The organism is Ruania rhizosphaerae (genome assembly GCF_009805705.1).
Lineage (GTDB): Bacteria > Actinomycetota > Actinomycetes > Actinomycetales > Beutenbergiaceae > Ruania > Ruania rhizosphaerae.
Window position 1 is genome coordinate 175893 of the sequence record NZ_VSMB01000001.1, and the last position, 12062, is coordinate 187954.

At 67.3% G+C, this 12062-nt stretch carries 12 protein-coding genes; 11 read left to right on the forward strand and 1 reads right to left on the reverse strand.

Annotated features, from left to right (window positions below; genetic code table 11):
- Positions 1 to 3: 3 nt before the first annotated feature.
- The 9 genes from FV560_RS00760 to FV560_RS00800 all read left to right on the forward strand — a co-directional run bounded on the left by FV560_RS00760 (position 4) and on the right by FV560_RS00800 (position 7995).
- The gene (locus FV560_RS00760; protein ID WP_159618298.1) at positions 4 to 1032 is read left to right on the forward strand and encodes a vWA domain-containing protein; all 1029 of its coding nucleotides are present in this window, start codon (positions 4 to 6) and stop codon (positions 1030 to 1032) included.
- Positions 1029 to 2126 (forward strand): vWA domain-containing protein, encoded by a 1098-nt coding sequence (locus tag FV560_RS00765; protein WP_159618301.1) that lies wholly within the window; start codon positions 1029 to 1031, stop codon positions 2124 to 2126. Before FV560_RS00760 ends, FV560_RS00765 begins: the two co-directional genes overlap by 4 nt.
- The gene (locus FV560_RS00770) at positions 2126 to 3055 is read left to right on the forward strand and encodes a hypothetical protein (protein ID WP_159618303.1); all 930 of its coding nucleotides are present in this window, start codon (positions 2126 to 2128) and stop codon (positions 3053 to 3055) included. The genes FV560_RS00765 and FV560_RS00770 overlap by 1 nt, the downstream gene beginning before the upstream one ends.
- Positions 3056 to 3239: 184 nt before the next feature.
- Positions 3240 to 4508 (forward strand): GNAT family N-acetyltransferase, encoded by a 1269-nt coding sequence (locus FV560_RS00775; protein WP_159618305.1) that lies wholly within the window; start codon positions 3240 to 3242, stop codon positions 4506 to 4508.
- Between the two features lie 87 nt (positions 4509 to 4595).
- A complete protein-coding gene (locus FV560_RS00780) occupies positions 4596 to 5312 on the forward strand; it encodes a WXG100 family type VII secretion target (RefSeq protein WP_159618307.1) in 717 nt (238 codons plus the stop codon).
- 10 nt (positions 5313 to 5322) lie between these two features.
- Positions 5323 to 5934: an HNH/ENDO VII family nuclease gene (locus FV560_RS00785; protein ID WP_159618309.1), complete on the forward strand. Its 612-nt coding sequence runs from the start codon at positions 5323 to 5325 to the stop codon at positions 5932 to 5934.
- 51 nt (positions 5935 to 5985) lie between these two features.
- Positions 5986 to 6528, forward strand: a complete 543-nt coding sequence (locus FV560_RS00790) for a hypothetical protein (RefSeq protein WP_159618311.1) — start codon at positions 5986 to 5988, stop codon at positions 6526 to 6528.
- Between the two features lies 1 nt (position 6529).
- Positions 6530 to 6919, forward strand: a complete 390-nt coding sequence (locus FV560_RS00795) for a DUF2185 domain-containing protein (RefSeq protein ID WP_159618313.1) — start codon at positions 6530 to 6532, stop codon at positions 6917 to 6919.
- Between the two features lie 29 nt (positions 6920 to 6948).
- Positions 6949 to 7995 (forward strand): LacI family DNA-binding transcriptional regulator, encoded by a 1047-nt coding sequence (locus tag FV560_RS00800; RefSeq protein WP_159618315.1) that lies wholly within the window; start codon positions 6949 to 6951, stop codon positions 7993 to 7995.
- Between the two features lie 67 nt (positions 7996 to 8062).
- On the opposite strand, the gene FV560_RS00805 is transcribed toward FV560_RS00800, so the two are convergent.
- Positions 8063 to 10954, reverse strand: coding sequence for a family 20 glycosylhydrolase (locus tag FV560_RS00805; RefSeq protein ID WP_159618317.1), 2892 nt, complete (start codon positions 10952 to 10954; stop codon positions 8063 to 8065).
- Positions 10955 to 11182: 228 nt separating this feature from the next.
- Between FV560_RS00805 and FV560_RS00810 the strand changes: the two genes are divergently transcribed.
- A complete protein-coding gene (locus FV560_RS00810; RefSeq protein WP_159618319.1) occupies positions 11183 to 11818 on the forward strand; it encodes a hypothetical protein in 636 nt (211 codons plus the stop codon).
- Complete coding sequence (locus FV560_RS00815; protein ID WP_159618321.1) at positions 11815 to 12048, forward strand: helix-turn-helix domain-containing protein; 234 nt, start codon at positions 11815 to 11817, stop codon at positions 12046 to 12048. Before FV560_RS00810 ends, FV560_RS00815 begins: the two co-directional genes overlap by 4 nt.
- The last annotated feature ends 14 nt before the right edge of the window (positions 12049 to 12062 follow it).

Genomic DNA, 12062 nt, shown 5'->3' on the forward strand with positions numbered 1-12062 from the left:
AGCATGCTGATGCACCCGTGGGCGATCTGGGTGGTCGTGGCCGTCGTGATCGCGGCGTTGGTCCTGGGCTGGTTCGCACGGGCCGCCAAGCAGGAGCGACGCCGGGTGGCGTGGGTGGCCAACGCCGGCTATCTGACGGCGCTGCCGTCGTTCAAGTCACGAATCTCGCAGTACCGGGTACTGCTGTCGTGCCTGGTGGTCGTCCTCTTCGGGGCCTCGATCGCCGCAGGCTTCCTGGTATCGCGCCCAGTCGACCGGGAGGTGCGCTCGGATGAGCTCGCCACCCGGGACATCGTGCTGTGCCTGGACGTCTCGGGGTCGATGGTCGAGTACGACACCGAGATCGTGCAGCGGTTCCTGGAGCTACTGCCGAGCTTCCACGGCGAGCGGATCGCACTGTCGATCTTCAACTCCACCTCACGCACGGTGTTCCCGCTCACCGACGACTACGCGCTGGTCGAGGAGCAGCTGACCGAAGCGGCCGAGGCTCTCGACTTCGACGTGGACTCCCTCGACGACTTCTCCTACGACGCCGAGGCGCTGGACCGGCTGCTGGCATTCCTCGCGGGGACCGAGGGCCTCGGGCAGGACGCGTCCTCCCTGGTCGGTGACGGGCTGGCCACCTGTGCCCTGGCCTTCGACCTGGAGGACGAAGAACGATCGCGCTCGATCATCCTCGCCACCGACAACGAGGTGTTCGGCGAACCGCTGTACACGCTGCCGGAAGCCGCTGACCTGGTGGCTGAGCGCGACATCACCCTGCACGGTTTCTATGCCGGGGCAGTGACCGCAGACTCGGCAGCGCAGGAAAAGGAGTACCGCGATGCCGTCGAGGACCATGGCGGGTTGTTCTACGCCAGTGACGATCCGGACGCGGTCTCCGGGATCGTCGACCAGATCTCGGCTCAGCAGGCGGCCGAGCTGGACGCCGATGCGGACGTGATCATCACCGACACCCCGGAGACGTACTTCGCCTGGCTGATGGGGCTACTGGCCCTGTACCTCCTCGCCGTGTGGAGGTTGCGCTCATGACACTGCGGATGATGTGGCCCCTGTGGCTGACACTGCTGGTCTTCGTTCCACTGCTGGTGCTGGCCGTGTGGAAGATCCGCACCTCGCATGGGCAGCGGCGCCGGGACTGGTGGCGCCGTGGCGCCATCGTGCTCACCGCCCTGGTGATCGCGTTGACGCCGAGTGTGCCGCGCACGATGGAGGAGTCCCTGATCACCAACGTCGAGATGTACTTCGTGGTGGACCGGACCGGGTCCATGGCCGCCGAGGACTACGACGGCGACCAGGCTCGCCTGGTCGGAGTTCAGCAGGACATGGTCGCGCTCACCCAGGCGATGCCGGCCGCCCGCTACAGCATCCTGGCCTTCGACTCCCAGACCACCTCCCAGCTCCCGCTGACGACGGACTCGCGTGCGGTGCGCGCGTGGGCGGACACGGTGACGCAGGAGATCACGGCGTACTCGGCCGGGTCGGCGATCGACCGGCCGCTCGCGGCCCTGAGCGAGACCCTGGCCGCCGCGGCGGAGCGGAACCCGGAGAACGTGCGCCTGGTGTTCCTGTTCTCCGACGGTGAGAACACCGACGGCTCGGACTCGCAGGCGGGTGGCGGCTTCGAGTCCTTCGCCGGGCTCGAACCCCTCGTGGACGGTGGAGCCGTGCTGGGATACGGGACCCCGGACGGCGGGAACATGCGTTCCTACGACGGGTCCTCCGGCACCGGGTTCGGGTCCGACGCTCCGTACATCACCGATGACACCGGGCAACCAGCCGTCTCCCGCATCGACGAGACCGCCCTACGCACGGTGGCCGACCAGCTGGGCGTGGAGTACAACCACCGCATCACGCCGGACCCGGTGGAGCCGTTGGTGGCCGGCGTGGACGTGGAGGAGATCGCTGCGGACGGCCGGCGCGATCTGACCACCTACGAGGACGTCTACTGGCCGTTCGCGATCGTGCTGGCACTGCTGCTCGCCTGGGAAGCCTGGGACCTGACCAGGGAAGTCCCCCGGGCGGGGCGCAAACGTCCACGCGACGACGATGACTTCGGCACTGCCGATGACGATGCTGACGATCGTGCAGCGGTGCCCGCGGGCGCCGGGAACGGAGGCCGGTGATGAGCACGGACCTGCTGCCCCCACCCGGTGAGTTCCGCACCACCGAGGAGATCCGCGATGCCCAGTTCCACGAGCGGCTGGCGCGCCGCCGCAAGCTGATGCTGCTGTGGTCCGCCCCGGTGGTGGCCATCGCACTCCTGGCGGCGCTGAAGCTGTTGAGCGCGACGGTGATCAACCTGGCCGGAACGAGCGCCTACGACAACGCCAACTACGTCACGGCCACCGATCGGTTCGAATCGCTGGAGTTCTTCAACGTGGTGCAGCCGTGGAAGGCACACTTCAATCAGGGAACGGCCATCTACGCCAGCGGCGACTTCTTCAACGCCACCGTCCAGCTGGAGGTCGCGCTCGGCCTGGTACCGCAGGCGCCGCAGGGTGAGCCGCGCGGTGAGGACGAGTGCAAGGTGCGAACCAACTATTCGCTGGCGCTGGAAGGTCTGGGGGACGAGGCCTCGATCGCCTCCGACTTCGCCACGGCCACCGACTACTACGAGCAGGCGCAGACGATCCTCTCCGACTGCGGCGAGTCCGGCGGCAACGGCAGCGAGGAAGCGCAGGAGGCCGAGGAACGGCAGCAGGAGTCGCAGGAGCAGAGCGAGCAGCAGCAACAGGAGCAGGAGCAGCAGGGACAGGACGGGCAGGAGGGCGACCCGAGCGAGTCGCCGAGCGAGGGTGAGTCCGGCGGGGAGTCCGAGTCCCCCAGTGAGGGTGAGTCCGGCGGGGAGTCGGAGTCACCCAGCGAGGGTGAGTCCGGCGGCGAGTCCGAGTCACCCAGCGAGGGCGAATCCGGCGGGGAGAGCCCGTCACCGACCGAGTCGGCGGACCCGCGGCAGGAAGAGTTGGAGAGCCGCAACCAGGAGGCGCAGGAATCACGCGAGGCCTCCGAGCAGCAATCCGGCGGGGGTAACGGTTCCGGGCAGAACTGGTAGCCGAGCCTCTCCCACCACGAAATCGCTCGTCGATCTGGCGCCTCCCCACGCCCACCACCAGGAAATCGCTCGTCGATCTGGTGCCTCGCCACAACCACCAGGAAAATCGCTCGTCGATCTGGCGGATCGGCGTGACCAAATCGACGAGCAATTTCAGGTTGCGCCGACCGCATAGAGTCCTGGTGTGGACTACGTCTTCGACACCCTGAACCTGCACGACGACTCTGCTGAATCCGTTGCCCGCCGCAACGCGTGGTTCGGCTCCGTGGCCCGGGCCTTCCATGAGCCTCGGCCCGCCCCGGAGCAGATCCAGCACATGGTCACCAGCGCCCGCGCCGACGGCGCGGTCTGCCGGGGTGCGTGGCTACCGGACGGGGAGTTCGGCGCCGGACAAGCGCCCGTGGCCACGTTCATCAGTTTCGACAAGACGATCAACGCCGGTCATGACCTGCTCCGTGTACGCATGATCAGCGACGTCACGGCGAGCCCGGCGCACCGTCGCCGCGGACTGGTGCGCACGCTGATGGAGGCCGACCTCTCCGACGCTGCGACCAGCGGAGCTGCACTCTCGGCACTGACTGTCTCCGAGGCGACGATCTACGGGCGCTGGGGATTCGGCCCGGCCACGCTCGTGCGCACGTTCGAGCTCGAGACGGGCCCGCGGTTCGGGCTGCGCTCGTTCACCGATCCAGGTCGCATGGAGTTGATCGAACCCGCCGATGCCTGGCCGCACATCAGCAGCGTCTTCGAGACGTTCCATCGCACCAGGCGCGGGTCGATCGAACGCCCCACCTTCTACGAGGTCATGCACACGGGCGCGTTCGACTTCTCCGAAGGTGGACCGGCGAAGAAGCTCCGCGGCGCCGTGCACCTGGACGCAGCCGGTTCCGTGGACGGCTTCGTGCTCTACGAGTTCGACGGCAGCGACCGCGACAAGCCCGCGATCAAGGTGAACGAGATGCTGGCCTTGAATCCCACTGCTCAGCTCGCGCTGTGGGACTTCCTCGCTCACATCGACCTCTCCAACCGCGTGATCTGGCGGTTCGCCGATCCCGCCGACCCGCTGCCCTGGGCACTGACCGATCTCAACGCCCTCACCATCAGCGCCGACCGTGAGTTCATCTGGGTCCGCGTGCTCGATGTGGAGCGTGTGCTCCAGGCACGCCCATGGACGGCGGACGGTCGCCTCGTCCTGTCCGTCGAGGATCCGCAGGGCCACGCCAGCGGCACCTACGCCATCGAGAGCAACGACGGCCGCGCCGTCGTCACCCGGACCGAGGAGCAGCCCGAGATCACGGTGACGGCCGAGACGCTCGCCACCCTGTGCTTGGGCACGGCCCCGGTGACCGTGCTGGCAGCGGCAGGTCGCCTGACCGGGGCACCGGACGCCGTCGGGCGCTTCGCCGCGATGGCCGACCTCGTGGACCAGCCGTACACGACGACCTTCTTCTAAGCGGTCCCCGGGGGTGGTGAGTACTCCCCATTCCCCCGCCTCTCGTCTCGCTCTAAGTTGAGCGCGAGACGAGAGGCGGAGAACACCATGGGGATGACCATTCCCGGCGAGCTGGACTACGTACTCGACCTGCTCGGCTACGAATGGCCGAACCTGGACGAGGACGCGATCCGTGAAGCCGCGGTGCTGATGCGCGGGCTGAGGGATGACCTCCAGGGCACTCTCGATGATCTCGACAACACGATCAACGTCGAGCTGGCCGAGGCGTTCACCTCCAAGACGGCCACGGCCTATATCGACGCCTGGACCGACAACCGCACCCAGAACATGGACCAGATGCTCGACCTGATGCCCACCGTGGCGGACGGTATCGACATCTTCGCCGACGCCGTCCTCGCCCTCAAGGTGAAGGTGATCGCCGAACTCACCATCACCGCAGCACAACTCGCGGCCGCAGCGGCGAGCGCCGTGGTGACCCTCGGCGCGAGCGTGGCGGCGAACGCCGCGATCATCGCCGCCCGGAAGAAGGCGCTGGACATCGCCACCGACCTCGCGATGGAACAACTGCTGGGCCAGATCCTGACGCTCGTGATCGAACCACTCACCGACACCGCGGCCGGGCTCGCGGAGGCCGTCGTCGCAGCACCGATCACCTCCTCCGGCAGCGAGACGTCCTCCTTCGACGCCAGCTATGACCTGATGGAGCAGCTCGCGCAGGCGATCGACGACTGCGGGGCCGAGCAGGAGGAACGCATCGACACCTTCATCTCGCAGGTCATGGGCCTGCCGATCTTCGCGTCCTGAGGAGACACCCATGTCCGCACTGACACGCAACGCGCAGGAGATCCTCGAGGCGATCGAGAGCGGCTTCCAGCGCATCAAGCGAGCCCTGCGGGATCGCCAGCGCGACCAGGCGCAGAAGATCCGAGACGACAACAACCGGATCAACGAGACCGACGGCGACATGGCTGAGACCGTTCGCAAGACGGATCTGCCCGAGACGGGTCCGCCAGGCTCCTACGGTTACGACGCCGAGGGCAACCGGCTCCCGTACGCCAACGATCGCCCGAAGTACGACGAGGGGCAGGTCGAGACGGTCTGGCAGGACACCCACGACCAGCAGGTCACCGACGCCGAGAGTGGCAACCTGGTGGACCAGGAGGGCACTCCACTGGATCCCCCAGGCGAGAACCAGGTGTGGGTTCAGCGCACGGACGACAGCTGGGATCTGGTCACCTGGGAGCCGGGGCAGAACCGGCGGGGCGTGTGGGACATGGGGCACCGGCCGGACGCCAAGTACAGCGACCTGCGCGATCGCTACCTCAACGGGGAGATCAGCAAGGACGAGTTCCTGGCCGAGTATCGCGATCCCGACCACTATTTCGCCGAGGATCCTGGCCGGAACCAGTCACACATGGACGAATAGGCGCTGTGGAAGGATGAGACGAAGTGTGAGCACACGATCGAGAGGTGGGACGTGGCCGATCCGATTCTGAGCGCCAAACGCGCGACCCTCGAGTCCTTCCTCGCCGACTATGACCCGGGAGTGACTCCGAAGTTCACGAGTGCAAGTACCGGGCAGACCGTGCTCTTCGGGGCTCTCGCCAACAAGGATCCGCACGCGCGCGCCGCCATCGCGAACCGGTTGCTCGATGACGGTGCCGACGCTGCGGTGGTCTCCAGCTCAGGTGTGAGCCTGCTCCACGTGCTGCTGGGTCAGCGCGCGCACGATCCTGGGTTGGAGGGCCCCTTGCTACGCCGGCTGCTGGAAGGCGGAGCGCCGATCAACAAGCTCGACTCACGCGAGGGCGCACCACTCGGGATGCTCTACCGGCTCAGCACCCTCTCCGACGAGGACCGGATCCCAATGTATGAGGCGTTCTTCGACCGGCCGGATCTGGACCTCGACGCTCGCGCCACCACGACGCACACGATCCGCGAGCTCATCGAGAAGGCGGCGGAGAACCGCCCGCTCCCTCATCGATTGATGCTCGACCATGACGCACGGCGAGGAGCCTGACATGCCTGATACTCCCAGCGGCGCACCGGCTGACTATCCGCAGTTCATCCCGGACGCGGGCGCCTGCCTCGCCACCACGAACGTGCTCAGCGGCGCCGGTGTGGTGCGCTGGATGCTGCGCAAGCCCTCGCAGGCCGGCGCCGACAACGGCTGGCGGATCATGAGCCACATCGATACCAGCGACTACCTCTCCGACCCCGCGAACTGGAAGATCAGCGACTTCAATCAGGTCTGTGCGATCGAGCCGGCGCTCATCGGCATCTGGGATCTGGAGGTAGGCTCCGACCTCCAGATCGTCCGGGACTCACTCGGGGTGAGGGTCGTGGACACCGCGACCGGGCAGGCCATCCCACGAGAGAACCTGTACGTGCCGCCACAGCAGCGCGCCTGACGCCGTCCCTCCACGTTACGCTGACCGGCGTGGCCACCGATGAGCACTCCAGCAACGGACGGCGTGCGCGGGTCACGATCCAACAGCTCGCCACCGAGCTCGGCGTCTCCAAGGCTGCCGTCTCGTTCGCGCTCAACGACAAGCCTGGGGTCAGCGAGGAGACTCGGCAGCGGGTCCTGGCCGCCGCCGGCGAGCGGGGCTGGGCCGCGAGCATGGCCGCCCGCGCGCTCTCGGGGCAGGGCACCGGGTCGATCGGACTGGTGCTCGCACGCGATGCCACCACGCTGGCGTTCGACAACTTCTACCTGCGATTCATCGCGGGCATCCAGGCAGTCTTGTCGCCGCGCGACCTCACGCTCACGTTTCAGCTTGTCGACACACTCGAGGCTGAATGCGCCGTGTACCGCCGATGGGTGGCGCAGGAACGGGTCGACGCCGTCATCGTGGTCGACCTGCACGTCAGGGATCCTCGGCTCCCGCTGCTCGATGCGCTCGGGCTGCCCGCCGTCATCGTCGGCGACCGCGGATCCGGCGATGGCCCGTTTGCCGAGGTGTGGACCGATGACATCGCACCCATGACCGGGCTCGTCAACACTCTCGTCGAACTCGGGCACGAGCAGATCGGCCTGATCAGCGGGCTGCCTTCGCTACGCCACACCGAACGCCGCGTGCAGGCCATGCAGGACGCCCTCGGCGCCCATGGACTCTCCGCACTCGCCACCCACTACACCGACTACAGCCGTGAACAAGGCGCCGCTGCCATGGCCGATCTGCTCGACTCCGAGGAGCGGCCGACGGCGGTCATCGCAGATAGCGATCAGCTCGCCCTCGGCGCGCTCACCGCAGCTCGCGCGGCGGGCGCCCGGATTCCGCAGGACGTCGGCATCGTCTCGTGGGAGGACACTCCGCTCTGCGAGATCACCGACCCGCAGCTGGCGGCCCTGCGGCGCGACCCGTTCGACCTCGGTTCGGTGGTGGCGAGCGCGCTGCTCGACCAGCGTGCGCGCCGGTCCCCCACCAGTTTCGAGGGGGTCGCGCCCGAGCTCATCATCCGGGGCTCGCTGACTGCACGCTGACAGTCCCGGGTCGGATGGACGGCGCTCGGGGGAAGTCCTCCGTCCATCCGACCCAGTGCTTGACGCGTTAGGTCGTGAAGCGAACCGCGCGGCGACGGCGAAGCAGGACCAGTCCACCGAGCGCGATGAGCGCCGCCGCGATGAGCGCGATCCATCTCGCGTTGCTGGCCCCGGTGTTGGCGAGGTCATCGTCCGGGTTCGAGGAATCCGGCACGCCATCGGTGGTTCCCGGCGAGTCTGAGGAGTCCGGCGTCCCATCGGTTTCCGGCGCGCTCGAGGTCTCCTCACTGCCGCCCGAGTAGGGCGGATCGTCCGGGTCGCCAGTGACGGGTGGCTCATCCGCAACGATGTGCAGTGCGTCCAGGTCCGCGCAGCCCACGCAGGCGGTGAGCTCGGCATCTGCAGCCTCGCCGGTCACGGTGACGGTCAAGTCACGGTCGCCGCGCGGCACCAACGTGCGGTCGGACAGCGGTGCGCTGATGACGATAGACGCGCTCCGACCTGCCTGGAGGCCGATATCCCAGATGACCGCTCCGGGGACGAGTGCCACATTTCCCGTATCGGCGACCGGCAGACGCGTCGCCGCGATGTCGTCGAGCACGTCCTCGAGATCGATCCTGACTCGTGCGGAATCGAGCCTCGACTCACCTGCGGTGGCGGTGATCGACCACGTGGGTGTGTCACCGAAGCCTACCTCGCTCCCGGGGTCAGGGTCGCTGGTGACCTCGAGGCTCCACGTGGGGACGTCGGTCGCTTCGGGGACCTCCCAGACCTGCTCGGCACCGAAGTAGGAGGCGTGCCCCTGAAACCGCAAGTGCTGGTCGAAGTCGGCGAACGTGTCCACCGGCCGCTCCGAGTTCCAGGTGTCCTGCGCGAACAGCCGCAGCCGTGGCAGGAGCGTCTGGGTGAGCACGGGTTCGGGCGCCCACCCGTGAGCGTCGTCCCAGACCGGGAAGAACTGACCTCGCACCTGGTCGCGGTACTGCACGTCGACAGTCTGAGGCGGACCGAATCCGCCCGAGAAGAGGAACGGGCTCGGATAAGCGTTCCACGAGTACTCGGGCAGGGGGCGGTTGATGAACTCACCCATACTGCTCTCACCGCCGGTCTGATCGGCCCGCTCCGTGGCCGGCCAGAGGTCGTGGTAACGGTCGGAGGAGGATCCGATCGTCAGGTGTCCCTCGGCGAGCAGCTCGTTGACACTGAGCGAGCCGTAGATCTGCGCCCAGTAGATGATCGTGATACTCGGGTCGATGTCGACGACGGCGTTGGAACCGTCGAGCATGTCGTTCCACATCATGGTGCGCATCCCGGCCTCGGATACCGCCTCGTTCACCTCGTTGAAGAAGGCGATGTAGGCGTCGCGGGGCGTCGCAGACGGATCCCCCGTCTCCTCGCGGATCCACTCGACCGGCTCATCGTGGGCATTCATCGACATGAACTCGTCCCCACCGAGGTGGATGTACCCGCTGCCGAACAGTTCGCCCATCTCGACGGCGACATCGGCCAGCCGTTCACGGATATCGGCGCGGCCGTAGTTGTACGACTCCTCGCCGAGCATGTACCCGGGCTCGGTGAAGATCTTGGCGTCGAGCGCCGAGTGCGCGGGCATGTCGTACTCGGGGATCACACGCACATGGAACCGCTGGGCGAACGCCACGAGGTCCTGCACCTCCTCGCGGGTCCAGTGACCGCCGTCCGGAAGGTCGTCCACCAACTCGGGGAAGACCTCACTCTCCACACGCAGCCCCTCGTTGTCCTTGATGCGCAGCACCAGCGTGTTGAGGTTGGTGTAGGCCAGGTCCTTGATCTGCTGCTTGAGCCAGTCGATCGAGTAGTAGCGGCGGCCCGAGTCGATCTGCAGTGCGCGGAACTCCTGATCGGTCCAGTTCAGGACGGTACCCGCGGGGAGGCCGGCGTCGCCGGTCGCGGCACTGCGCGTCGCCTGGGTCAGGGTGGAGAGTGCGTACAACACCCCCGGTTCGCCGCCGGCTGTGATGCTCACACCCTCGGGGGTGATCTCGATCCGGTACGCGTCCTGCATCAGGTCGCGGGCGTTGACGGGGGCGTCGTCCGGGATCGGGACGTCGCCCAGCTCGATGAACACACCGCCAGCAGCGAGGTCGCCGGCGTCACCGTAGGAGAGCTCGACGTCCGGCGCCACACCGGCCTCGGCCATGTTGGCGGCGCCGAGATGCGCCTCGTCGGCGATGGCGTCGCGGTGCTCCTCGGCGACGATCACCCGGTCGATCGGTCCGGCGAAAGCGCCCTCCGCCGCCTCGAACGACTGCACCGCGGGGATCGTCACCGGGAAGCCGTTCTCCATCACGGGCATCTCGGCCCACGGTTCGGGCGCCTCGACCGGCGCGGCCACGGGTCCGATACGCGTGATCGAGAAGTCGTCGCAGTAGCCGGCGCTGTCCATACTGGTGCTGAAGCAGTAGAGGTTGAGTTCGGTGGTGCGCGGACCGGTGGTCACCTGAAAGGTCGTCGTCTGCCATTCGGTTCCGTTGCCGGGGGTGGCGACCCCATTGCTGTACCCACGGGCGGAGTCCCCCGTGGCGAGCCCGCGATAGTAGAGCGAGGCCTCGGTGTCGAAGGCTCCGTAGCGCATCTGCCGGCCCTTGACCGTGATCGAGACCTCGTACACGGTCTGCGGCTGGATGTTGCTGACGGTCTTGTTCACCATGCCGCGGACGGGGCCACCACCTCGGATGGGCAGCGCGGTCCCCTCCGGCGCGAGTGAGTCACCCTCGAAGTTGAAGCCAACCTGCACGGCGGTTCCCGTGCCATCGGCACCTGGCGTGACGAACTGCGCATGGTTGTGCTGCGTCGTCGGGTCCCACTCGGCCGACTCGAACCCGGGATCAACGATCACCGGTTCATCGTCGGCGTAAGCCGGAGCGGCGCCGAGGTCGCTGCCGACGACAAGGCCCGACATCACCAGTGCGGCAGTCACGCCGCCTACCATCCACGCTCGCAATGCTCGCATCCTTGCTCTCCAGACATCGTTGTGGTGATCAGTAACTTATCCGGTTAAGTTGGCGAGCGCAAGAGCGCGTCGCCCGGCGTCTGAGTGCGCCGGAAGCGATGACGAAACGACCAGAGACGGACACTTGCGCCAGGCGATGACATCGCCTAAGTTATCGAATGTCGATATTAACGAACAACGATAAGGAGTGAGCCGATGTCCGAGCAACGCGTGCCCGACCGAGGGGACCGCTTCGCCCTGACAGCCGTCGCCATAGCGGCGGCGATCGTCGCCGTCGGATCGGTGGTGATGACGGTCCTACTCGCCGTCGAGGCCTTCGGCTCCACGAACCTGCTGATCTCGGGCTTCGAGGTCGAGAACGGATCCTCTCCTGACTTCCTGGCAGACGCCGCTGGTGTGATCGACTCCCACTACACCACGGTCACGCTGACCGTCGTCGAGCCAGGTGGCGTCGTCCGGCTGCTCTACTTCGTGAGCGGCTCCCTGCACCAGCTGATGGTGCTCGTCGTGGCCGGTGCCGTCTCCTGGCTGGCATGGCGCACCGCGACCGGTCGCCCGTTCGTCCGATCCGCCACGATCGCCGTCATGCTGGCGGCCGTCGCTGTCCTGGCAGGAGGCGCATTCGGTGACCTCCTGCAAGGCATCACCCGCGCCGAGGTTGTCGCCGGGCTGGGCGAGAACGCCATCGCGACCGACACGAGCGAGGGCCTGCTCGCGCTGATGGTCTCGTCCACACTTGGCTGGCTCGGATGGGGCCTCGCGCTCGGCGTCATCGCCCAGGTCCTCTGGATCGGTGAGCGCATGCAGAAGGACACGGAGGGGCTGGTATGACGCCCCGCCGCGCCGACGAGACCGAGCCGACGCTCATCCACTGCCGTCTCGACGAGTTACTCGCCGAACGCGGGATGACCCTCACGCAACTGTCAGAGAACGTCGGGGTGAGCCTCGTGAACCTCTCGGTGCTCAAGAACGACCGGGCGAAGGCGATCCGCTACTCCACACTTGCCGCGATCTGCGACGCCCTGCAGTGCGACGTCGGCGACCTTCTCGTGCGGGCGTAGCGCGACCGGCGCTG